The organism is Thermovenabulum sp., from assembly GCF_049723235.1.
Lineage (GTDB): Bacteria > Bacillota > Thermosediminibacteria > Thermosediminibacterales > Thermosediminibacteraceae > Thermovenabulum.
Window position 1 is genome coordinate 127,961 of sequence record NZ_JBNARB010000002.1, and the last position, 25,033, is coordinate 152,993.

The following is a 25,033-nucleotide window of genomic DNA, read 5'->3' on the forward strand; positions in this document are numbered from 1 at the left end:
TCTCCCACCCTCTGGTTAGAAGATTCAAAAATATTTCATCACCTTCTTTTAAAAAAACTAAAGATGAAGGAATGGCTAAACTTTTGGAATTAAAGCCGAACCTTAAACTGGATTTGAACAAACTAAAACGTGTTGTATAAAATAAAGGATATATTCATTGCACTGTCCTTTAAAGCCTTGGAGCCCCTAACTCTCACTAAAGAGGCAGGCTTTTAGCCTGCCTCTTTTAGTCCCTATTCTCCATTAAAACTTCCCATAATATATAAGCTCTCTTTTGTTAATATTGAAATATTTTCTTTTACATCGATTAAGTTAATATTAACTCTAAATAATCCCTCTATGTTACATATTATATAAACTTGAGTAGTTGATTCATAAACTGCAGGTAATTCAAATCCATTTAACGGTCCCCATCCAGTTTCAACTATATTATACCAATTCCCTGCAGTATCCTTTGCCCAGAGCTGTATTTTTTCAGAAGCATCTGTCCAACCATAATTTTCATCATATACTTCAACTGATACCGTCATTCTTACAGCATCATAACCTAATAAACCTTCTTTAACAGTTTTAAGCGTTATATTAATAGGCGTTTTGTCATATACAAATTGTTCTACAATTTCATTCGAAATTGGAATCCCATTATTTTCAGGTAATAAATCACCAGAATAAAATGTGATATTATCAAGTAACTCTATTTCGTATTGAGAATGTTCATCTATCCAAAAATCAAACCAAGTTAATGATAAATCTATTTTACTTTCTCCATCCTTGCCATATAAGTTCCCCTCTATTTTAAACCTTCCTGATTCAGCTACAGCTATATAAACATCCCAATAATTAATATAATTTGGTGCAATTTCTTCGTTTATTTGAAATTCATAACCTATTAGATTGTACCATTGATCATTATCTTTCAACCATACTTGAACTTTTTCATTAGCTAAAACCCAATTATTCTCTCCAGCTTCTTGATATGCTTTTACTTCAACAACAGCACCATTATAAGGTAAATTACCTAAACAATTTGGATCTGATTCGATTATTAATTTGATTGGCAAAATATTATTAGAAGTTAAAATAGTTTTAATTTCGTTTTCTTTAATTAGTCCTTTATTTATTATCAAATTGTCTCCCCAATCGAACCCCATTTTATATAGCGAATGAGCATTTAACGTTAATTCTATAAACTTCTCATCTATTGTTTTATTTGTATTTAAATCGTATAACTTTGTTTTAACTATATATTTTCCTGGTTTTTTTACGATTACATGTATTGGTAAAGTTATTTCCTCTCCAGAAAATAATGCTATACCTTCTTGAGGTCCCCACCCATTGGTAATAATGTTTTCCCAATCTCCTGCCGTATCCTTTGTAAAAAGCATCAATTTATCTTCTCCAGGAACATAATTTTCTCCATCTATTTCATAAACATATTCTATTACAATTCGCGCACTTTTATAATTTTTTTCAGATATTATATCCCCATAATCCGACATAAATATAGGTTGTATTTTCAAATTTATTGGAGAATATCCTGCAGATAATTCATTCATTAATCTATTTAATTCATCTTGATTTTTATAATTATTTTCAAAATATGGTTCTATAGCAAAACTTACAAAACTATCTAAATTTGCTATATTAAATTCTGGATATTCTCTAAAAGAATAATTTACATTTTTGGAAATTATTAGGAATTTATGGCTATTTATAGGTTCTTCCCATAATTCAAATTGAATCTGATAATTACCGTAATCTTTAATAATAGGATATATATACATAGTTACTGTCGTTTCTGCCCCTAAGTTGCCAATATTATACCAATTTGAATTTTCATCATATTTTTGAGCAATATCTATCCACCCTGCTTCTTCATTATATACCCAAAGTTGAACATCATTATATGGTTCAAAATTTTCATTAACCACCATTGCCCTCATTGAGACATTATTATATGGATTCCCTGATCCTATTCCTTTAATTGTGATTTCGATTGGTTTAATTTCTTCTAAAATATTTTCACTAAAATCTTCAGGCACTGGCAATGTTTCAACCTTTTTGAATGAAAAGTTATTATTTATCTTAATATCCGGCTCAATATATATTTCATTTTGAACTGCTGTCACATTAATTTCTATTTCATTTGATGTGATTTCAGCATCATTATTCTGTGTATCAACAAGCGTAAACTTTATTTTACACTGACCTGCTTCTTTAAATGATACTGAAATATTGGTGTTGGGATTATAATCCTTTAATATAAATGTATTTTGGTTTCCTCCTTCCCTCCACGGTTCCCAATACCATATTCTATTTTCTTTGATTACAGTTCCCGGAGCAAAAATTTCTACAGTGTCCTCAGCTATTCCTTCTGGTTTTTCAACCTCAATTTTCATCTTCGGATTTATATATCCAAATTCTCCTCTGTTTTCCAAGTCACAGTATAAATAAACATTTATATCTTTATATTCATTTACTTTTACATCATTTGGCCCTGAAATTTCAATTGTATATTTTGGTTTTTGGAAGTATATAAGCAAGCCTTCTCCACTGGATATTCTTTCTGGTAATGCCTTAGTATCTATGAGATACGCTGAAAATTTATCAAAATATACATTGTCTTCTATAGTATCTTTATCATAGTATAACCTATACGGTATCTCGATTTTTTCACCATATACATAGTCTCTTATATCTAAGTATTGTATCTTTGATTCATTATTAAATATCATCCTTTGTTTTTCATTGTTATTTTTATCGTATACAACAAATATTACATTTAAATCATCAGGTAGTGTTTCCCATAATTCTAATTCTAATTTTACATCACCACTATTTATTAAATCACTTAATTTTATTTCACCTTCTTTATAAGGTCCACCGATAAGTGTCCTTATTTCATTATTTTCAATAGTACCAAAATGATAATATGGTACCGTATCAAATTTTATAGTATAAACTTTACCGATTTTATTTGTATATTTATTTTTTACATTAATTTTTATTTCATTATTATTAAAATCTTTTACTATTTCTGCATATGTATTTGGATCCTTTGTAACAATTTCTTCTATGTTATAATTGTCTAGGGTCAAATATTTCCCGATTAAATTATTATTTTCATGAAATTCTTCTATATAAGGTATATGAATTGTAATGTTATCAGGAATATCTCCGCTATAAAGTTTTTCGAAAGTTCTCTGTTCGTTATACCAAATAAAGTTAGCGGCAATTTTAAATGATTTTAATGTATAATCAGTATTATCAACAACATTAAGCGTAAATGTTACCTCCTCATTTTCGTTCCCAGCTATGTCCTTTACCGCACCTGCTGCTACTTTAAATGTAAATGTCCCTACCAAGCCGCATACCTCATTACCTGTATCCGGTGTCACTATCAATGTCTTCTTTGTCGTGTCTGAATTGTCAAGGGATAGAACACCGTATCTTACGTATCCATTTCCAAGATTTACTTTAACAATCGGTGTGCCTACTACTTCCACTGGCTCACTTACTTCTACTTTTATCGATGTTACTTTATCCCCTAAGTTGCAGGTTAATTTTCCATCTGTCGATGTTATTACTTTTCCACCTTCAAAAGTAGCGGTTAGAATCTTCATCGTGGGTTGTGTTAAATCTACAAATCTCGCTTCTATTGTATGTTTCTCTTTTATATTGCTGAATGTGTAAGTCATTGTCGTATCATTCGTAATTTCGATAGGTGAACTATCTACAAGCACCTGGGATATCTTGTATCCGCTGTTTGCTGTAATTGTAAATTCTTTTGAACCACCATTGGCTACGGCTATTTCTCCAGATGGGGTTATGGTTCCGCCCTCTCCTGCTGTGGCGGTTATGGTATATGTAGTAGGTGTAGAAGGACCTCCTCCAGTGCTACCTCCTCCTGTTCCCCCTCCACCACCTGATCCACCGGTTTCTGATTTTTGCGGCTGACTTTGGGTTGTGCTTGTTACTTCCGTTCCACCTACAACAGCTTTTACATCGTTTTCGACAACTACATTTTTAACTTTTTGCTCAATTACTACCTCATTAGCCTTTACAACAGCTTTTTCAATTGTTCCCTGACCCTCTATGTTTGCCTTCGCATTTACTTCCACAGTTTTAACTACAACATCTCCAGCAAGGACTAACTTTGTTTCCTTAGCCGTTTCGGCAACAACTAAGTTTTCTATAACAGTATTTTGCACCACAACTTGAGCGCTTTCAGCCTTTACTTCTACATTTTTAATTTCAACCTTTTCAAGCGCAACCAATTCTACATTTTTTACCTGTTCAGAAATAAAAAGATTTGTTATGGTACCATTTGCAATTTCTATTTTAACACCTTCTGTTTCTACCTTAAGGGTTTCTACTTGTGTAGCTATTACAGCTTTTTCCTCCGTTGCAACGAATACATTTTTTACAACCGCTTCCTGAGTATTTTCAGCTTCTATCTTTGCTCCTGAATTTAATTCCATATTTTCAATAACAGTTTTACCCTGTATTGCTATTCTAATATTTCCGCCTTCTTTTTCTATAGTTACATACCCAAGATTTGAATCTTTTATAATAATACTATTTTGCCCACCGCCAAAGACTAAGGTTTTCCCTTTTACCACAACGTTTTCTAATACAACTTCTCCTTCACCTATGCCATGGGCTAAATATAAGTTTCCATTAATTACGGCATTCTTAAAAGTTACATTAGGTCTATTTATTATTACATTTTTATATTCCGTTTTTTCGTTTTCTTTCCCATATACTCCTTCTTTATTTATTACATAGCTAAATGCATTATCAAGAACCTTTATAACCTCAGCTCTCGTAGCTTTACCTTCTGGCTTGAAAGTGCCATCGGTATATCCATTCATATAACCTTCTTTCACTATTGCACATACAGCACCCTTAGCCCACTGTGCAACCTTATCTTTATCCTTAAAATTTTCTAATAAACTATCATCGTTTATCTCGTTTAATTTTACAAGCCTACCTATTATAGCGGCCATTTCCTGTCTTGTAATCTCATTATTGGGTTTAAAAGTATTATCACTATAACCGTTTACAATTTTTGCTGCAAAAGCTTTTGCGATTTCATCATAATACCAGGAATTCTTTTCAACATCTTTGAAATTTATTTCCGCTTTTTTATAAAACCCGAAAACCCTATTTATTAAAGTTACAAACTCTGCTCTTGTAATAGTTTTATCCGGTTTTATTGTTCCATCGGAATAACCAGATAATAAACCATTTTGATTCCATTTTATTAAAACATCTTTCGCCCAATGAGTTTTTAATTCAGGATAATCTGCCGCTCTTGCTGTAAAGGAAAATAAAAATAAAAATACTAAGGTAAACATTGCTGTAATTTTTATAATTTTGCAGTTCAAATAAAAACCCCCCTTTTGTTGTATATTTTCTAATGAAAAATATTAATAAAAATAATTCAACACACCCCCTTAAGGCTAAAATAAAAAACTGCCGTAATAACGGCAGTGCAAAAAATCTTATTAAGAAAAAATACGAATTAAAACGACAAATTTTTACATTAAATGACAAAAATATGTTGCCAAGATTAAAATAATATATTAAAATAATATATTATTATAAAAACAAGGGTATATATGCACTGCCCTTATCTTTTGACCTTTGGAGGCCCCAACTCCAAGGGTCTTAATATTTTTAATTATAGTTACAAATATAACAAAACAATTCACAAAAACACATGTATAATATTCTTCAATTTTTTTTAAAATCCTTCTGTAAAAATATAATATTTCTAATTTTTACAATAAATAAAACAAGGGCTTCTATGCCCTTGTTTCATATCTTTCATAAATCATCCTTTTCTCTTCACCGCTTATAATTCTATCTATTAAGGCCGCGATTAATATTATACCCACCACATCCACTATCCATCGAGTTATCGCAAACCTGCTTCCAAGAGAGGTCATTTCAAATAAAAACATAGGAATTTTAAGCGTGGACCAGGCTCCAAGAAATATCAATATGTTTGATAGCTTGGCGCCTTTTTTAATCATAACCTCCGCTACCGGAAAAGTTCCGTATAAAGGCCCCGCTGCGGCCGATCCTAAAAATATGCTGAGTATTATCCCCTTTATTCCCGACCCTTCTCCAAGGAGTTTTATAATCGTCTCTCTGGGCACCCAGGTGTCAAGAAGACCCAGAAGAAGGAATATTGGCGGTATCACGGCCAGCATATTTAAGAAGTTATTTTTAGTACTTATAAAAATCTTTATTCCGAGTTTTTTATCCATAATAAAAATTGCAATATCAATAAGCATTATAAATATAAACAGGGCGTATTTTTTTATGAATTTCATTTTACCACCATCCCTATTATTAATGCTACGATAAAGGAAAATATATAACTTAACGCATTCCTCAAAAATGCTATCCTCTTCCCAAAATAGCTTATCTCAAGGGGCAATGTAACAAACCCCACCATCATTAATGTAGATATAAACACCGCTATCTGCATAACCCCGGCTCCCTTTTGGAGAAGGGAAGCGGCGAGGGGAAAGGCCACAAATCCGGGTATCAAGGTTATGGAGCCAATAATTGATGTTAAAAACATTCCTAAAAAACCCGTATTGGCACCAATTATCTTTGAAATGATATCCGGAGTAAGTACAGTCAAAACAAGCCCAATTAATGCAAGTACCCCCGCAAAAGCCGGCAAGATGTTTTCAAAGGATTTCCATGCTTTTTTGAGAGCCATTTTCGTTTTTTTCCTGTCTTTAAAAAAGGAAACAATCAAAAATATTACAGCAAGGATGTACATAACTACCGTAAACAATATTTCACCTTCCTTCACCAAAATTTTCATTAAACCTTTTCAAAAAATATTCCATCCGTTTAATCTGCCTTTTAACGTGTTCAGCCCAGGTAAAAAGGACTTCCTCGCCCTCACCGGTAAGTTTGTAAAGTCTTTTGGCAGGACCCTTGCCTTCTGTATCCCACTCGGAGATAATAAGCCCTTCATCTTCCATTTTTCTTAAATTACGGTAAACCGCCCCCGGATCAATGCATTCGTTAAATCCAAAATCCGAAAGCCTTTCCATCAATTCGTAACCGTGAGAAGGTCTTTCCTTTAATAACAGCAAAAGGCAGGGCATCATAAATCTTTCTAACTTAAAGCCGGGACATCCTCTCTTTTCATGGTGTCTTTCTTCATCGCACATAATTTCACCCCTATTATGTTTTTTCATATATATGTTTATAACATATATATGTTTAATATTAATTATACTTTATAAATATAAATTTTCAAGAAGAATAAAAAAAACCGCTCTCAGGTTTTATATCCTAAAAGCGGTTTTTATCATTTATTATACCATCACCTCATTATTTTTACTTTCAACGATTAATTTTCCCACTAACTGCGCAAGTTCCAGAGCCCTCATGGTATAGCCGTATTCGTTATCGTACCAGGCGACCACCTTAACAAGTTTATTGTCTATCACCATTGTAGAAAGCCCATCTACGATAGAAGAATGCGGATTTTTGATAAAATCGGTGGAAACAAGGGGCTCCTCTATATAATCCAGAATCCCTTTTAGTTTTCCTTCCGCTGCTTTTTTAAGGGCTTTATTTACTTCTTCCTTTGCAGTTGGAATTTCCACACTCGCGGTAAAATCTATTATAGAAACCGCTGAAGTAGGCACCCTGTATGCACAACCGTTTAGCCTTCCTTTTAAGCGGGGAATTACAAGACCTATAGCCTTTGCCGCACCGGTGGTGGTGGGAATGATCGACATGGCAGCAGCCCGGGCTCTCCTTAAATCCTTATGAGGTTTATCCACCAGGTTCTGATCAGCGGTATAGGAGTGAACTGTAACCATGGAGCCGTTGATGATATTAAAATTTTCATCAAGGACCTTTACAATGGGTGCTAAACAATTGGTGGTGCAGGAAGCATTGGAAATGATGTAATCCTTTTCAGGGTCAAAATCCTTTTCATTCACCCCCATTACTATCGTCCTGTCCGCATCATCCGCCGGAGCAGTGATAATCACCCTTTTTGCACCGGCTTTCAAATGTTTTTCTGCATCACCCCTGTTTTTTATCTTGCCGGTGGATTCAAGGACCACATCCACATCAAGCTCCTTCCAGGGCAATTTCTCCGGGTCTTTTTCTGCAAAAAAAGGAATTTCCCTGCCATCTATAATCAGCCTGTCATCAGAGGCATCCACCGTTCCCGGGTAGATTCCATATATGGAATCGTATTTAAAAAGATGGGCATGAGGCCTCGGCCCGCTGGTGCTGTTTATTGCCACAATTTCCACATCCTTTGCTTTCCCTTCCAGCCAGATTCTTAAAGCGTTTTTCCCAATCCTTCCGAAACCATTTATAGCGACCTTTATCTTCATTAAAAGTAACCTCCTTGTGTATAATGTATTCTTACAAACGAAAATATTATATCATATTATTATCTATTGTGCTATATTATATTTTATTTGTTATTCTATTGTGTTATGATATATATGAATTTTTCTATTTTTTGATATAATGTTTTGCAAAAATTCAAAATAAAAAACCCGCTAAAGCGGGCTTCTTAATCTTTTTCTTCAATTATTGAATTTATTAATTCCATAATCCTCTCAGCTATTTTTATGCTTTCTATTACATCCTCTTCATCGACTATAAGAGGATCCTCTGCCGGATACCTGGTTTCAATATAAAATTGATTTAAAAAAGCACAGTCCTTGATAATATTTTTAAATCTATTATCGAATTGATACGCTTTTTTACAAAGTTTTGTTAAACTATGTCCGTCATGAAGCATGCCAGTTTTATATATTAAATAACCCTTTAAATATTTTTCCACCGCCTGCTGACAGTGAAAGCATATAATCCCTTTATCTCCTTCATATTCGTATAAAATTTTTGCCGCGTCGAAATCCTTTTTTGCCCTATCAAACCATTCTTTATACCTCGCCGTGTCAATCAAGTAAACTCACTCCAGTCCTTTTTATTAGACCAGCAAAAGTAGAAGGGTCCTCACTGTATTTTTTCCACTCTTCCAAGGTATAAACAACTACATCCAAATCACTTTCACATTCCACTTCAAGAATTATCCTTCTTGCCATTTCTCTTTTTTCTTCCTTTTTTATATCCATTATTACGCATATATCTATATCGCTTCTTTTGGTTATCAATCCTTTAGCGTACGAACCAAAAAGAAATATATCTACCGGTTTAAATTTCTCCATTATTTGCTTTTTTATTTTATCTATTTCTTCGGTATAAATCATATTGTACCACTTCTTTAAAATTTTATTTTAGAATAGAAAAGCTCAAGGATATACCCATTTTACCTCTTCCTCTACAATTTTATAAAATTTTGCATTGCTGTTTTTCATTTTTTCAATCTCGTCCTCGGTATATATTAGCAAATCAACCGGAACAGGTATTTTGCTTAAATCCCACTTTTCTGAACGCTTATCAAAAGGAATTTCGGTATTTTTCATTACTATAATAACATCCACGTCGCTTCCTACTCCCCAATCGCCTCGAGAGTAAGAACCAAAATATCCTACTTTTTTTTATATCTCGCTGGCTTTTTGCAATTTCTTCTACCCATTCCTTTAATGAATTTACCACACTTTTTTCATCGGGCCATTTGAGCACGGACGAATTCAAGGATCTCACCGGCATATTTTACAGCCTCCTCACTTTGCAAAAAACTATAATGTTCAAAAGGCGCACCTTCCGGATTACTATCAGGATACCTCGCCGGTATAATTTTACCATTTTTAAGTTAAATGGGTCAATGCACAGGATTATACTTTAAATTATAATAATTTTGGGTATAATTATACCTTGCAAAAATTGGATATCTGCTTTAAAGGGAAAAAGTGGGAGGTGTGATTCTTATCCAATAATACCACAAACTTTATCATAAATTTTTTCAGACAGTCTAATTCCTTCTTTCAGCAGTAGATCTCCTTTTTCATTATATTTTCTTACAAAGTCCGGATCTTCTATGGAACAGATATTTATCCTAACGTTTAGCCAAGCGCCTAAAATTGCAGCCTTCAAGCACAGGATCCCAACTCCTATATCACTTGCCGCATTTTTATTGAAATTATCCACTATCCTTTCATAAAGTCTTATCAAATCAACGCAGGCTTCGATTACCGAAAAAGGAACTTCGGCAGCAATTTTTAGCGCTTCCTGAATCGCTTTTTTCCTTTCAAGTTTTTGTTCTTCTTTTTCCTTTGGCATCTTATATGCTTCTGATACTTTGTTAAACGCTTCTGTATCTTCATCCACCTTTTCTTCCAGAATATGAAGTAACCTTTTTGATTCATTTATAATTTCTTTCAATACAATTTCTTTTTCTTTAAAATTTTCTTTTCCTACGGTCAATTCAGCCACCATTGACAAAAGCGCCGCCCCGGCAGCGCCAAAAAGTGCAGAGACCGAGCCGCCGCCGGGTGCAGGTGCCTTTGATGCTAAAAGTTCAAGGAATTCGTTTATTTTCATCTCTGATAATCTCATCATGTTTTTCCCTCACATCAAAATTTTTCTATGGCTTTTTATACTTCATCTAAATTCAATTCCAATACCTGTTTTCTATTGAAATTCTCAAGCCGCAAGTAAAAATCAGCCACATCCAACAAAGCATCTACTGGTACCAATCCCACTATCTCGCTGCCAACAACATTTACTCCGTACCTTGCCGCCTCAGACTTTACTGTTTCGAAAACCCTATAAAGCGGCGTTCCAGTGTAATTTGTCATGTTTATAGAGACTTGGGCTTGGTTTCTCTCTTCAATCATTACACCCATAGCTCTAACATACTTATATCCGCCCTTAGCTTCTCTTATCGCATTGGCTATTTTTTTTGCAATAGTAACATCATTAGTATCTAAGTTTATATTATAAGCTATAAGGAACTGCCTTGCACCGACCACAGTTGCACCAGCTGTCGGATGCATCCTGGCCGGACCGTAGTCAGGTCTCCTTTCAGGTTTTGTTATCTCATCTTTTAACCCTTCGTATTCTCCCTTTCTTATGTTAGGCAAGCTTCTCCTCTCCGGGGTTCTTGCCGCCTCTTCATATAGATACACTGGTATTTCCAATTTTTCTGCTATCTCCTGCCCAAGCTCGTTAGCAAGATGAACACATTCTTCCATAGTTACTCCGCTCACCGGAATAAAGGGAATTACATCTGTAGCGCCTATACGCGGATGTTCCCCCTTGTGTTTTTCCATATCAATTAATTCAGCAGCTTTTGCAGTGAGGTTGAAGGCAGCTTTTTTTACTGCCTGAGGTTCTCCAACAAAGGTTATTACCGTCCTGTTATGGCTTTCATCGGACTTTACGTCAAGCAGTTTTACCCCCTCAACCTTTCTTACTTCATCTACAATGGCTTCAATTACTTCTTTTCTTCTGCCCTCACTGATGTTTGGAACACATTCGACAATTTTTTTCATGTCTTAGTCCTCCTGTCAATTAAAATGTTTTACTTTCATTTTACTAAGTAATTTATAAACCACACTATGTTGGGAATACCAACAAGGTCAATAAGAGCTGCACCGCAAAGGGGCACAATTAAGAAAGCCTTTTTAGATACAACACCATATCTTTCGCAAACCGCATTCATATTTGCTAATGCATTTGGCGTAGCTCCTAAACCGTGACCTACTAAACCTGAACACATTACTGCTGCATCGTAATTTCTGCCAAGCAAGGGAAAAAGCAAAAATGCTGCATAAAGCAAGATGAATATAGTCTGAACCACAAGGATTATTACTAGAGGTAGTGCTAATGAAGCAAGCTCCCAGATTTTTAAAGACATCATGGCCATTGAAAGGAAGATCCCCAAGGAAAAGTCAGAAATAACATCAACCGTATTCCATTTAATATTTACTAATTTCAAAACATCGTTTATATTCCTGAATATCACCGCAATGAACATTGCGCCAATATAGCCTGGAAGTACAAAATTGGTAATGTTTTTAATATATCCTGCTATCAACTCTCCCAGCACCATAATAACCAATATGAGGCCCGACATGTTAATTAGGCTGTTGCTTGTGACGGGTTCGGATTCACCTTTGTCAATTTCGTAAGAAATTCCTTCTTCCTCGTCAGTTTTGATTTCAAGATTAAAGCGCTCTATAAGCCACTTTGCGAGAGGTCCACCCAAGAGTCCTCCTGCTATTAATCCATAAGTCGCTGAGGCAATAGCAACGACAAATGCTCCATTAACACCCATATTTTCTACAGTAGGGCCAAAAGCCGATGCCGCTCCGTGACCTCCTTCCAGCGAAACAGCCCCAGCCATTACGCCTAAGACAGGATGTATCCCAGTAAATTTGGCCACTGTAGATCCTATCAAGTTTTGCGAAATTGCCAGTATCCAACATCCAACCAGATACACTATAAGGGTTTTGCCGCCCTTTTTGACAAGTCCCAAGCTTCCCGCAAGTCCTACCGTAGTAAAAAATGCTATCATCAACGGTGACTGGAGAGTGGTATCAAAGCTAAAACCCAAAATCCCAGAAGATCTTAAAAGCCATGCCAAAAGGGCAAAGCTAAATCCACCAATTACTGGTGCAGGTATACAAAATTTGACAAAAAAGGGGACTCTTTTCCTTATTAAATTTCCGAATAAATATAAAACAACTGCCAAAGCAGTAGTCCCTACAAGCGAAAGTTTCAATGTCAATAAACCCTTTATCACTTCAAACGACATATTCACCATCCTTCCATAATATTATTGACTTTAAATTTCAAAAAACTTTTAAAGTTTTTGGCATCACCTCCTGTTTACTAACCAATAACTTATCCAACTAAATACGCAATTCCCATACCAAATTAAAAAACCTCCAAATAAACGTCTTGGAGGCTCACAATAAACGGATATTTTTGCCGCACCTGCAAAATTTGCAGGATTTAGTTTTTTTCTTCCTCCTCATATTCCTTCAATTTGTATCGTAGGTTTCGCTCACTTATTTTCAGCATTTTTGCTGTTTCCTTTCTACTCCCTTTGCAATACTTTAATGTATAAAGTATTACCTTTTTTTCTACACTCTGCAGATCTTCTCCAACAAAAACCGGAATTAGATTTTTAAACTCATCAGAAAATTTTTGGGATAAAAGTACAACTTCCGTAGGAAGGTCTTCAACTCCAAGGATTTTTTTATCTGAGAGTGCAACCGCCCTTTCTAATATGTTTTGGAGTTCCCTTACATTCCCTTTATAATCGTATTTACAAAGTATTTCTAAAGCTTTATCATCAATACCTTCTACGTTTTTACCCATTTCCTTGCTATATTTTTTTATAAAATAACCAGCTAACTGCGGAATATCTTCGCGCCTCTCCCTTAATGGCGGAATGTGAATGTTTATCACATTTAGTCTAAAAAATAGATCTTCCCTAAACCTTCCTTCTTTTACTTCTTTTTTTATGTCTTTATTTGTTGCAGAAATTATCCTCACATTTACCTTTTTCCTCTTTTCTGAACCCACAGGCATTATTTCTTTTTCCTGGACAACACGAAGCAGTTTTGCCTGTAAACTTATATCCATCTCTGTAATCTCATCTAAAAATATTGTGCCTCCATCCGCTATTTCAAAAATCCCTTTCTTTCTGTGTTCTGCTCCAGTAAATGCTCCTTTTTCATACCCAAAAAGCTCCGCTTCCAGCAGATTTTGCGGTATGGCTGCACAATTCACAGCTTCAAAAGGTTTGTCCTTTCGCCTCCCGCAAAAATGAATGGCTCTCGCAACAAGTTCCTTACCCGTTCCGCTTTCGCCGGTTACCATTACATTAGAATCTATTTCTTTTACCTTTTCTATAAGCTCAAATACCTTCTGCATAGCTTTTGAAGAACCAACCATACCTGATAATTGGTACTCATAAATTAATTTTTCATTTAAATATTCTACCCTCGATTTTAAATTAATGTATTCTAAGGCTTTATTTAATAAAGTTTTAAGCTGAATTAAATCTATCGGCTTTGTGATGTAGTAATATGCTCCATTTTTCATAGCTTCCACCGAAGATTCTATGCTTCCGTATGCCGTCATTATAATTATTGCACTTTTGGGACTTATCATCTTCAATTTTTTTAGTGTCTCTAATCCGTCATTTTTCCCAAGCCTCAAATCAAGGAGAATAATACCAAAATCCTCAACTTCAGCAAGGGAAAGTGCTTGTTCTTCACTATTTGTCGTATATATGAGAAAATCATCCTCCAAAGCAAATTCCAGTGAAGAACAGATAGCATCATCGTCATCGACAATTAAAAGTTTTTGCTTCATCGATCACCCTCCTCATTTGCCGGTAAACCTATAAATACCTTTGTCCCTCTTCCCAACTCACTTTCAATCCATATATTTCCCCCATTCTCCTTTAAAAGCTTGTAACTAACCGAAAGCCCCAATCCGGTTCCCGCTTCTTTAGTCGTAAAAAAAGGATCAAATACTTTCTTAATATTATCCTCATCAATGCCAATTCCATTGTCTTCGAAAACCACAATTACTTTTTCATGATTATCTATAGCAGAAATTTGTAGCTTACCATCTTTTATGCTGCCTAAAGCTTCAATAGCATTCATAACTACGTTCATAAAAACTTGAAGTATTTGATTTCGGTCTACATAAACTTTTAAATTCGGATCTACAGTAGCAACAACATTGATTTTTTTTCTCTTAAAAATAGGATCAAATAAAATTAGCATATTCTCGATTATTTCATATAAATTTTCATTTTTCCTCACCGGTTTTTGGGGCTTAGCGTAATCTAATAAGGAATTCAATAATGAATTTATCCTTTCTATTTCCCTCGGCAAAAAATAACTTATTTTTTCCCTGAATAAAGGGTTTTCATATTTTTCCGGCAGAAGTTCTACAAATGTCTTGATTGATGTAAGGGGAGTCCTGATTTCATGAGCAATACCCGCAACTAAATTCCCTAAGGCTTCCATTTTATCTTTAAATGCAATCTTTTCCATGAGTTTCTTCTCTATGTCCATCCGCCTTTTAACTTCCTTCTGAAGAAGGTAATTTAAATAAAACATAGCTGATGCAATTACAAACATTAGACCAAAACCATACAACATTAAAATAGCCTGCTTTTTGTAATATTGCAGGGGATAATCCAGTGGCTTCCCAAACCATTTTTCATAAATCTTATCGTAAATTCCATTCTTTTTTATCTCATATAGCCCTTTGTTGAAAATACTGAGCAGCTCTATATTTCCCTTCCTTACTGCAATAGCATACGCCTGTGGATCTATCTCCTGACCAGCCAACTTTACCATATCTATTTTCCTTTTTTGTTGCAGTATATACTGCCCTACAAGTTTATTCCCCACCACTGCATCAACTTTTTTTGAAAAAAGCATCTCAAAAGCCTTTTCCTGATCTTCAACCATTATTAATTCATATAAGTTAGAATTTTGCAGTTTTTGAAAGGCTGCATCCCCTTCTTGAACCGCTACTTTTTTCCCTACAAGATCCGTCATCCTCACCACAGGCGAATCCTTCAAAACGAAAACCGCTGAAACGTTCGTTATATAGCTATCCGAAAACTCATATTTCTTTGCTCGCTCTTCACTATATTTCATTCCCTGAATTGCATCTATCTTTCCTTCATCCAATGCCTTTATAGCATCAGCCCAAATCATGGGACGAAACTCAATTTCAATTCCGGTTTGCAATGCAATGGCCTTCATTATATCGACATTAAAGCCACGATACACCTTTTGGCCGTTTATATCTATCATAAACTCATATGGAGGGAAATTTACATCCCCGCCAATGATATACACCCTTTTTTGCTCATCCGCCTTAGCAGTACAATCGCAAAAACATATTCCATATAATATAATAAATATAAAAAGCAAACTAAAAAGAAAAAAGCTTTTAAATTTATATCCATCCACCAAGATTCCTCCGTTATTGAGGGTTATATAATATATCTTCTATTTTTTCAAAAAGAATTCCTTCAAAAATTAAACAGAAGTTTTAGGTCGCGAGCATGCCACGCACACAATAAAAATAGCCCGCTTTTATAGGCGGGCTAAAGCTTATATTTATAAAATCCATTTAAAATTAAGTAAGAATAGAGCTTATTTACTTGATCTATTTCACTTTTACACTAAATTCATTTAATATTTTTATAACATTTTCTTTTGTCCACTTTATATCCTCAGCTAAAAATTCCACATCTACTTCTTCTACTTCTTTTACATCATAGGTATTTACCGCATTTCTTATATAGGATTTCCTGAGCTCATTAAGGTCAATTTCCTTATATCCCATCTGCCCCAAGTTTTCGGGTATTACTATCGTCTTTCCCGGAATGTTTTCTACAGGGTTTCCAATTTTTACTTCAATCCCGTTTTTTCTTGCAAAACTAAGCTGTGCAAGAGGATGCTTCCCTGCTCCTGTATATTCGGTCTCCTGCACTACGATAATTTGATCTTCATCCATTTCTTTTGCTAAGGCAATTGCCGCAGCAAGCGAAGTATTGCCAGCAGGCCCTCTTTCCAACCCTTCCAATTGAGCTAAAAGTTCAGTAGTATAAAATACCTCCCCTTGAGTTACCGTAACATATCTATCAAGATACCTTAAAGGCCTTGCCGCATTTCTCGGTACATCAGACCTATCGGGCCAAACGGCAAAAGGTACGCCAAATCCCGTGTGCCCGGTGGTGAATGACTTTTTATTAAAATCATTATCGGATGCCATGTGAAGACCGGTCAAATCCACAGAAGCTCCTATAATCTTAGTATCCTTCGCTCCCGCTTTTAATACACCTCTTGCTGTCCCCGTTACATTACCTCCACCTGCATGGGTAATTACTACCGCATCGGGAAATTTTCCTTCCCTTTCTTTAATCTCAGCAGCAACCTCGTAACCTAAGGTTTCAATACCTGCTATACTGTAAGGCGTATATAGCGAAGCGTTAAAATACCCTGTTTCTTCAAGAAGGGTCAAGAATACATAAAAAAGCTCAGGCCCTACCGTAAGCTGAACAACTTCAGCACCGTATGCCTCGCATTTTCTCGCCTTCTCAAGAATTTCTGGCTGGCCCACTTTTCTAGAATCGTATACTTCTTGTACCACTATACATTTTATTCCCCTTTGGGCAGCCTGAGCTGCCACCGCAGCACCGTAATTTCCTGAAGTCGCAGCTATAACTCCTTTAAAACCTATCTTTTTAGCATGGTATACGGATAAAGATGCTCTCCTGTCTTTAAATGAACCCGAACAGTTTGCCGCTTCATCTTTTATAAAAATCCTTGCACCCTTACCTTTGGGAGCATATTTTCTCACAAGTGCGGTTAAATTTTTTAGTTCAAATAGTGGTGTTTTACCCACCTTGGTTTCCGATTGAATTTTTGCAATATCCTCGAGGTCATAAGGGACATTTTTCATCAGCCCTTCGTAGTCAAAGGAAAGTCTTCCATATTCTAATACTTTATAATCTATACCTACCGATTTTTTCATTATTTCATTTTTTCTGCTCATTACAGCTTGATAAGATTTATTCATTACATCCTGCCCCCTTTATAACCTCTGAAAGCTCCCTTTTTACATTGTATCCCGAGACCAAAAGCTCTTCCACACAATTTCCAAAATCGTGAATATGCCTTGGATTTATCTCTACAAGAGTTCCTTTCACAATTCTATCCGTCAAAGTTTTTATCATCACTTCGTCGCCAATTTTAGCTCGTTCGTCGATCAAAAATCCTCTTACCCACATTTTGAGCGGAACCTTCTTAGTATCCTCCGGCAGATGAGGTGCCCTCTCCTCAGGTGTCAAAACAGTATTTTCTATTTCTACCCACATCCCTTTTTTAGCCTCCAATTTTTTTACCTCCTTTGCAGAATTTTACAATTAGCGTATCTTAAAACCAAAGTTTAAGAAAATATAAAAAAATTTATCAGAAAAACTCTCCTCTCTATTAAGAGGAGAGCTTTTCTATTTAAGCTGTTTTATAAACTTTATTTTCCTTTGCTTTTTCCATATTATCGTATCTTCCTATTCCGAGAATTATGCTTATAAACATTACAGCTAACATTGCGTAGGCATACAACACATATGGAGTTACATCTAACGCTGCAAGAGGATGTGCACTATCCCTTGCAAACCCTATTGTAAATATAACAGCCGGCGTCCACGGTAATGAGTAAACCAGTGTACAGGAAGTAGCATCAAGAAGGTTTGCCGTTCTATAAGGACTTATACCATATTTTTGTGAAAGAGGTTTAGCAAAAGATGCACCTACTGCAAGTATGGCCGGGGCATTAAGTCCCATAAGTGAAGATAGTATAATTACCATTATTGATATAACTATTTCAGTGCCAACCGGCCCTTTTGCGACCTTTTCAAGAGCATTGAGAAGTTTTACGTCACCATGGCCTGCTCTCATAATGGCTATGGAACCAAAGAGTAGAAGTGCAAGTATGCTAACCTGAATCATGCTGTTAATACCCGTATAAATAACTCCGCCCACCGTTCTGTCAAGACCGGAGCCTGTAACCTTTATAAGAGCATCTTTAACTACATCTTGCCCCGGGTCAATTTGTATAAAATCGATTAATCCTGCGGCAACTGCTGTAGCCCCTGCAATAACCGAACCTATAGTAGTAGCAATTATAATATCTCCTGTTTTTATTGCAATCCATACCGTTATCGCAACGGGTATAAGCATGAATAATGTGTTGGGATTATATGAAATGTTCTGAACCGCTCCCACTTGTCCTTGTCCGGAATATCCCATACCGATTATTATTATACCTATTATTGTTAAGATTCCTGCTGCAGCAGCATATTTAAAACGCGAACGCACTACACCAGGAACATCGACTCCCTGGGATGTTGCCGAACATATTGTTGTGTCTGATACGGGAGCTAAGTTGTCACCAAAGGCTCCACCGGAAACTATTGCCCCTGCTAATAAGCCCGGATGCGCACCAAGAGCAATTCCTGCAGGATAAAGGACCCCCATTCCTGCCGCTATAGTACCAAATCCAGTACCGGATGCTGTTGCAAATAATGCAGAAGCTATAAAGGATATAACTATAAAAAGTGTACCGCTGATACCCATTGAAGCAGCAAGGCCTGCAATTCCAGCTGCTAAGCCTGAGGCTCTAAGTATCCTCGAAAATACACCGGCAAAAATCCAGCATACAACCGGAATTATTGCTTCCTTGCTTGCCATACCGTTAATTATTGTCTCGGCATAAAGAAACTTGTCCTTTGCAAAGAAGAATGCTACCACTAAAGCTGTGAAGGCAGGCACCCATAGAGCACCATCGGAAATTGAACCAAAAACAAAGGTTGTAAGAATAATTAATGCGATAAAAACGGCAAAGGGAAGAAAAGAGACCCACTCACCACCATAAAATTCCAGTTTTTTTGACCCGTTAGACAATTTTTAGTCCCTCCTTTTGTTTAATTTTTGTTAAATCCTATAACGCAATAAACATGCCAAAATAAAAAACCGCAAAAATGCGGTTTTTCGGTTAAAATTAAATTTTATGAATAGGAAATATATTTCATACCATTGGAAATAAATTTCTCAAATCTTATTTTAAAGAAAACTTTTTTACTTTATTGAATACCTGCCTCCTGCTCAATCCCGAAAGCTTTGAAATTGCACTTAGATTCCCCTTTGTATATTCATAAAGCCTTTTGAAATATTCCCTTTCAAAGTTTTCTTTTGCCTCTTCAAAGGTTAGTATCTCTTTTTTCTCATCAAAATCTTTTATTTTATTTTGGTTTTTACTTTGAATGCATCTTAATATATCATCTCTTGAAACATTTTCTTCACATAAAATAAATATCCGCTCAATTATATTTTTTAATTCCCGTATGTTTCCCGGATACTCATAATTCATTAATATGTCAAGTACATCGCTACTAAAATCTAAAACTTTATTCATTTTCCTTGAAAATTTATCTATAAAAAAATTTATCAAATTTGGCAGGTCATTTTTTCTTTCCCTTAGCGGAGGTAAATGCATAGATACGGTGTTTATACGATAATAAAAATCGAGCCTGAAATCCCCTTCTTCTATTGCTTTTTCCAAATCTCTATTCGTAGCACTTATTAATCTGAAATCAATTTCCCTTTTTTTATTAGCCCCCAATCTCTCCACAGTTTTTGTTTCAAGAACCCTTAACAGCTTAACTTGAATTTCCTGATCCAATTCCCCTATTTCATCGATAAAAAGTGTTCCCCCATTGGCTTCTTCAATTTTTCCAGCTTTGCAGGCTAAAGCGCCGGTAAATGCCCCTTTTTCATAACCGAAAAGCTCGGATTCTAATAATGTCACAGGATAGGCCTTACAGTTTATGGGTACGAAAGGCGCTATACTTCTCTTACTCCTTTTATGAATATACTTTGCAATAACCTCCTTGCCTGTCCCCGATTCTCCTGTTATAAGTACGCTGCAGTCACTATTTGCCACCTTATCTATAATATTATAAATTTCTATCATCTTGGGATCGGTGGTTTTTAAAAGGACATCATCCTCCGAAAGTCCGCTTTTAAGGGTAAAATTCTCCTCTTTTAACTCGTATATTTTTTTTGCTTTTTCAATTTCAGAAATCAATGACTCGGGATTCGAACTTTTAATATAATACGAAAAGGCACCCAGTTTTATTGCGTTAACGGCATTTTCGATTGTACCGAATCCAGTTACAATTATTACCTCTACACTGTTTCCAAACCGGGATTTTACCTTTTTCAGAAATTCAATTCCATCCATTTCCGGCATAACCAAATCCACCATTACCAGAGGATAATACTCATCATTCAAAATATCAATAGCTTCTATCGGAGAAGTTACACCCTTTACTTTATAACCTCTTTGCTTTAACAGCAAGGAATATACCTCTACAAATTCATTTTCATCATCTACAATAAGCACCTTAAATTCCATTTCTTATTTCCCTTCCCTTTGCCGGTATAAATATTTCCACTTCAGTTCCTATATTCTCTTCGCTTTTTATAGTAATACTCCCGTTCAATTTTTTAATTTCAGTATAAGTAATAAAAAGCCCAAGCCCAGTCCCTTTCCCGGGAGATTTGGTAGTGAAAAAAGGGTTAAAAATATGTTCCATATGCTCCTTTTTGATCCCTTTACCTGTATCTTTTAAGTAAACTTTAAATCCATTATCCACATCTTTAATTGCGATACTTATTGTTCCTCCCTTATCGCTCATTGCATCTACAGCATTCTTGATTATATTGGTCAATATATGATTTAAGCTGTCGGGATTCGTTAAATAATCATGTTTTGTTTCGTTATTAATTTCTACAATAATGTTATTTCTTTTTATATAAGTATAAAGCACCTCAAGGATATCCCTGATAAATTTTTCCAAATTTACAAATTCACAATTTTCTCCAGAAATACGGGAAAAGTTTAATAAATTGTTTACAATCCTATCTGCCCTTTGAACAGCTTTATTTATTTCTTCTAAAGCTTTCTTAAATATCTCTTTATTAAAACCTGACTGCTCAAGTAAATATGTATAAGTACGGATTATACCCAGAGGATTTCTTATCTCATGCGCTACTCCCGCTGCCAGTTGCCCAACAGCCATCATCTTGTTTGCCTGTAAAAGTTGTATTTCATTCAATCTCCTTAAAGTAATATCATCGATAATAAATAAAATTTTCTTCTTGTCCAAGTTTTCTTTAAGAAAATAGGTATTTAAAAGATAGATATAATCCCCTACCTTAATTTCATGATTTTTAACAGGCTCGTTTATAGCCTTTATAAAAATACAGCTATCACAATTTTTTTTACATAAAAATGAAAGCGCATCACACAGTTTTATATTATTAAAATTGAAGTGAGGAAAAAAATTATTTAAAACATATTCTTTAAATTTTTTATTCCCTTCTTTTATACTTAAATCCTCATCAACTACAAAAAGCATTTGTTCTATACCATCTATGATAGTCTTCAACTGATTCTTGCCATCTTCAATTTCTTTTGTTCGAATTTCTACCTCTTTTTTTAGGGAATAATTTAATAAACCCAAAAATAATACTATTATTGCAAAAAATAACATTAAAAGTAAAACGAAGTTTTTTAGTCGGCTGTTCAAGTCTTTTCTAATTATAATGGTTGTTGAAAGCCCGAACCACTTTTGCTGTATTTTTTCCAAAACATTTTTCTGATTTATTTTTTCTATACCTTTGTTTAAAATAGAGACCAATTCAGGTTTATTTTTCGGCACTGCAAAAACTACGGGTTTCTCGTACAAAGGAGTCTCCAAAATTTCAATATAATCAGAAAGTCTCATTTTATTTATAAAATAAAGTAAAACGGGTTCGTCCCCAGCAACCACTTCAACCTTTTTATTAATAAGCAAATTTAAGGCTTCTCTTAAATCATTAACGAAGAATATCTTTGCATCCTTATAATTCTGATTAAAGTATTCGTTAGTATAATCTCCTTTTTGAAGCGCTATTTTCTTTCCTTCAATATCTTTTAAATCATTTATATTTGAATTTCTCAATACCGCAACGGTACCCCTTAAATTGTATATGGGCTTTGTAAAAAGATACTTTTTTGCTCGTTCCGGGCTTTCAAACATATCACACATATCTGTTTCGCCTTTTGACAATTTTTCCAGTGCAGTTGCCCAGACGAAAGGCTTAGTCTCTATATTTATGCCAAGTTCCAATGACAAAGCGTGAAGATAGTCCAAAACAAGGCCTTTATACTGTCCATCCTCTGTGTCAAGGTACCTCAGAGGAGGCGCATTTATATCAGCTCCGTAAATTATTTTTCCTTTATTCTTTAAATAATTCATTTCTTCCACGCTTAAATTATTGTATTCCCCACCTGTTATTTTCAGTATCTGCCATATTAATACAGCAATTAAAAATATAAACAAAATTACATAAATATTGAGAACCTTTATTTTTGGCTTAAACATAATATCCACCTTTATAAAAAAGTAACATCATATTTAATATTTTATCATATCTAAAAGCTATTATGTTGGGGTAATTGACAAAAAAAATATCCCCCGAGCAGTTATAATGGAATTTAAGGTATCTGAAGAAGTATAACTATCTAATCCTTAGAAAACGAAGATCAGTTTGTCCTTCTTGGGGGAAACGCTTCTATGAAAAATTGGATTTCCTACCCCGTTATCATAGAATGACTAACCGCTCAGCTTCTTACATAATTCATGAATTAGCCAATGTTAACAGTATGTCTTTCGTCGCTTCTAAAGAAGCAGAAAGTTATTACTTGCAAAGTATGATACCTTAGATGAAGATTCTAAAAGAAAGCTGATATTATGCTTCTTTACAATGATGAGTTAAGACAGGCACATATTTTAAAAGAACAGTTTTACAATATTTCTAATACTAAATCTTCTTCCGAAGCAAGAAAGCTCCTTAAGGATTGGATTAATTCTGCAATAAATAGTGGAATTTATGAGTATGTAAAATGTGCTAAAGTTTTATGCAATTGGTTCATCGAAATTGTTAATTCTTTAAATGTCCCTTACACTAATGGATTTGTTGAAGGATTCAATAATAAAATTAAAGTCATTAAAAGAAATGCTTTTGGTTTAAGAAATTTTGAAAGGTTTTAGGAACAGAATTCTTCTTTGTTGTAATAATTAACATCTGTAATTTTTCTATTAATTCTATAACTATTTTAACAAGCCAACATTAGTTGGTGTTTTTGTGATGCTCTTTTTTATGGTTTTCCATTACGTTAAGTTTTTTTTATTAAAATTTGCCCTAAATTAAGTAAGGGTAGGCATTTGAGTAAAATGCCCACCCAACTATTGACATAGCGCCAAAATAATTAAGTTGTTTTATATCATTTTTATATATTACCATTTAAAATAAAATTAGATATAGCCTTTATACCTACTGGTATACATTTTTCATCAGGCAAAAATAAGCTTGAATGTAATGGTATTTCACTTTCACATCCAAGGAAAAAGTATACTGCTGGAATCCTTTTTGCATAAAATGAAAAATCTTCTGAAATCATAGTAGGTCTAATATCAGTCAAAACATTATTAATCCCTAATATTTCCTTCGAAGTTTCTATAAATTTTTCTGTCATTAATGGATCATTTTTTAATACGTCATAGCCTTTTATTATATCTACCTTACAATTTCCATCAAAACTTTTTACTAAATTATTTATTACTACCGGTAATTTTTCTTTAATATAAACTCTTGTGTTTTCACTTAATGTTCTTATAGTTCCATCCATAAATATTTTGGGACATACAATATTATATCTACCTTCAGATTGAATTGATCCAATAGTCATAATCACATTTTCATAAGGATCTATATATTTAGCCCTAAAAGAACTTATTAAATTAATGACCTGTCCTGCAATAAAAATTGAATCTATACCCTTTTGAGGTTCTGCAGCATGAGATGATTTCCCCTCAATCAATATTTTTATTCTATCTGAAGCCGCCATTGCATTTCCCTCTATTGCCCCTATTGTACCAATAGGTAAGTCAGGCCATACATGCAACCCTAAAATAGCATCAACATCATCTAAAACTCCATTTTCAATCATTAATTTAGCTCCACCCTCAGGGCTACATTCTTCAGCAGGTTGAAAAATGAATTTTATATTGAATTTTAAATAGTCCTTTAAATTTGATAATAAGTTTGCAACTCCCATAACTACAGCAGTATGTATATCATGTCCACATGCATGCATTACTCCATCATTTTTTGAAGCAAATTGTACTCCTGTTTCTTCTTGTATAGGTAAAGCATCAATATCTGCTCTAATTGCTAATGTTTTAACTGCCCCCGGTACTTTTATCAAACCAACAGCACCTGTTTCTGAATATTTAGTTTCAACCTTAATTCCAAGATTTTTAAGAAATTCTACAATTAATTCTGTGGTTTTATATTCCTGATATCCTAATTCCGGGTTTTGATGAATTTCTTTTCTAAGATTTATTATATTAGGTAATATTTTGTTTAAATTATCTTCTATGATCTTACATTTAATCATT

At 34.5% G+C, this 25,033-nt stretch carries 19 protein-coding genes and 2 pseudogenes; 1 reads left to right on the forward strand and 20 read right to left on the reverse strand.

Annotated elements, in window-relative coordinates; all coding sequences use genetic code 11:
- Positions 1 to 233: 233 nt before the first annotated feature.
- The 19 genes and pseudogenes from ACPLOV_RS01735 to ACPLOV_RS01825 form a co-directional block, all read right to left on the reverse strand.
- Positions 234 to 5,390 (reverse strand): S-layer homology domain-containing protein, encoded by a 5,157-nt coding sequence (locus ACPLOV_RS01735; protein WP_424910441.1) that lies wholly within the window; start codon positions 5,388 to 5,390, stop codon positions 234 to 236.
- Positions 5,391 to 5,810: 420 nt separating this feature from the next.
- Positions 5,811 to 6,344 (reverse strand): permease, encoded by a 534-nt coding sequence (locus ACPLOV_RS01740; RefSeq protein WP_424910442.1) that lies wholly within the window; start codon positions 6,342 to 6,344, stop codon positions 5,811 to 5,813.
- Entirely contained in the window at positions 6,341 to 6,820 is a 480-nt protein-coding gene (locus ACPLOV_RS01745; RefSeq protein ID WP_424909298.1) for a permease, read from the reverse strand. The genes ACPLOV_RS01740 and ACPLOV_RS01745 overlap by 4 nt, the downstream gene beginning before the upstream one ends.
- Before the next feature lie 4 nt (positions 6,821 to 6,824).
- Positions 6,825 to 7,205 carry a helix-turn-helix transcriptional regulator gene (locus tag ACPLOV_RS01750; protein WP_424909297.1) on the reverse strand — a complete coding sequence of 127 codons (381 nt, stop codon included), beginning with the start codon at positions 7,203 to 7,205 and terminating at the stop codon, positions 6,825 to 6,827.
- 147 nt (positions 7,206 to 7,352) lie between these two features.
- Positions 7,353 to 8,393 carry a type I glyceraldehyde-3-phosphate dehydrogenase gene (gap, locus tag ACPLOV_RS01755; protein WP_424910443.1) on the reverse strand — a complete coding sequence of 347 codons (1,041 nt, stop codon included), beginning with the start codon at positions 8,391 to 8,393 and terminating at the stop codon, positions 7,353 to 7,355.
- Positions 8,394 to 8,578: 185 nt separating this feature from the next.
- Entirely contained in the window at positions 8,579 to 8,974 is a 396-nt protein-coding gene (locus tag ACPLOV_RS01760; protein ID WP_424909296.1) for a HEPN domain-containing protein, read from the reverse strand.
- Entirely contained in the window at positions 8,967 to 9,278 is a 312-nt protein-coding gene (locus ACPLOV_RS01765; protein ID WP_424909295.1) for a nucleotidyltransferase domain-containing protein, read from the reverse strand. Before ACPLOV_RS01765 ends, ACPLOV_RS01760 begins: the two co-directional genes overlap by 8 nt.
- Before the next feature lie 42 nt (positions 9,279 to 9,320).
- Complete coding sequence (locus ACPLOV_RS01770) at positions 9,321 to 9,512, reverse strand: hypothetical protein (protein WP_424909294.1); 192 nt, start codon at positions 9,510 to 9,512, stop codon at positions 9,321 to 9,323.
- A gap of 122 nt (positions 9,513 to 9,634) precedes the next feature.
- Positions 9,635 to 9,766 (reverse strand): annotated as a pseudogene (locus tag ACPLOV_RS01775) (HEPN domain-containing protein); the annotation flags it as partial.
- 131 nt (positions 9,767 to 9,897) lie between these two features.
- Complete coding sequence (locus ACPLOV_RS01780; RefSeq protein ID WP_424910444.1) at positions 9,898 to 10,530, reverse strand: cyclodeaminase/cyclohydrolase family protein; 633 nt, start codon at positions 10,528 to 10,530, stop codon at positions 9,898 to 9,900.
- Between the two features lie 35 nt (positions 10,531 to 10,565).
- The gene (gene ftcD, locus ACPLOV_RS01785; protein WP_424909292.1) at positions 10,566 to 11,465 is read right to left on the reverse strand and encodes a glutamate formimidoyltransferase; all 900 of its coding nucleotides are present in this window, start codon (positions 11,463 to 11,465) and stop codon (positions 10,566 to 10,568) included.
- Positions 11,466 to 11,500: 35 nt separating this feature from the next.
- Entirely contained in the window at positions 11,501 to 12,730 is a 1,230-nt protein-coding gene (gene gltS / locus ACPLOV_RS01790) for a sodium/glutamate symporter (protein ID WP_424909291.1), read from the reverse strand.
- Between the two features lie 200 nt (positions 12,731 to 12,930).
- A complete protein-coding gene (locus tag ACPLOV_RS01795; RefSeq protein WP_424910445.1) occupies positions 12,931 to 14,301 on the reverse strand; it encodes a sigma-54-dependent transcriptional regulator in 1,371 nt (456 codons plus the stop codon).
- The gene (locus ACPLOV_RS01800) at positions 14,298 to 15,926 is read right to left on the reverse strand and encodes a transporter substrate-binding domain-containing protein (protein WP_424910446.1); all 1,629 of its coding nucleotides are present in this window, start codon (positions 15,924 to 15,926) and stop codon (positions 14,298 to 14,300) included. Before ACPLOV_RS01800 ends, ACPLOV_RS01795 begins: the two co-directional genes overlap by 4 nt.
- Before the next feature lie 199 nt (positions 15,927 to 16,125).
- The gene (gene ortB / locus ACPLOV_RS01805; RefSeq protein ID WP_424909288.1) at positions 16,126 to 17,541 is read right to left on the reverse strand and encodes a 2-amino-4-oxopentanoate thiolase subunit OrtB; all 1,416 of its coding nucleotides are present in this window, start codon (positions 17,539 to 17,541) and stop codon (positions 16,126 to 16,128) included.
- Positions 17,534 to 17,857 (reverse strand): 2-amino-4-oxopentanoate thiolase subunit OrtA, encoded by a 324-nt coding sequence (ortA, locus tag ACPLOV_RS01810; protein WP_424909287.1) that lies wholly within the window; start codon positions 17,855 to 17,857, stop codon positions 17,534 to 17,536. Before ortA ends, ortB begins: the two co-directional genes overlap by 8 nt.
- A gap of 118 nt (positions 17,858 to 17,975) precedes the next feature.
- Positions 17,976 to 19,427 (reverse strand): Na+/H+ antiporter NhaC family protein, encoded by a 1,452-nt coding sequence (locus ACPLOV_RS01815; protein WP_424910447.1) that lies wholly within the window; start codon positions 19,425 to 19,427, stop codon positions 17,976 to 17,978.
- A gap of 154 nt (positions 19,428 to 19,581) precedes the next feature.
- Positions 19,582 to 20,940: a sigma-54-dependent transcriptional regulator gene (locus ACPLOV_RS01820; protein WP_424910448.1), complete on the reverse strand. Its 1,359-nt coding sequence runs from the start codon at positions 20,938 to 20,940 to the stop codon at positions 19,582 to 19,584.
- Positions 20,930 to 22,954: a transporter substrate-binding domain-containing protein gene (locus tag ACPLOV_RS01825; RefSeq protein ID WP_424910014.1), complete on the reverse strand. Its 2,025-nt coding sequence runs from the start codon at positions 22,952 to 22,954 to the stop codon at positions 20,930 to 20,932. The genes ACPLOV_RS01820 and ACPLOV_RS01825 overlap by 11 nt, the downstream gene beginning before the upstream one ends.
- Positions 22,955 to 23,323: 369 nt before the next feature.
- Between ACPLOV_RS01825 and ACPLOV_RS01830 the strand changes: the two are divergent.
- Positions 23,324 to 23,620, forward strand: a pseudogene (locus ACPLOV_RS01830) (ISL3 family transposase); the annotation flags it as partial.
- Positions 23,621 to 23,862: 242 nt separating this feature from the next.
- On the opposite strand, the gene ACPLOV_RS01835 reads toward ACPLOV_RS01830, so the two are convergent.
- On the reverse strand, positions 23,863 to 25,032 hold the full coding sequence (locus ACPLOV_RS01835) for a M20 metallopeptidase family protein (protein ID WP_424910449.1): 1,170 nt from the start codon (positions 25,030 to 25,032) through the stop codon (positions 23,863 to 23,865).
- Position 25,033: the final 1 nt, after the last annotated feature.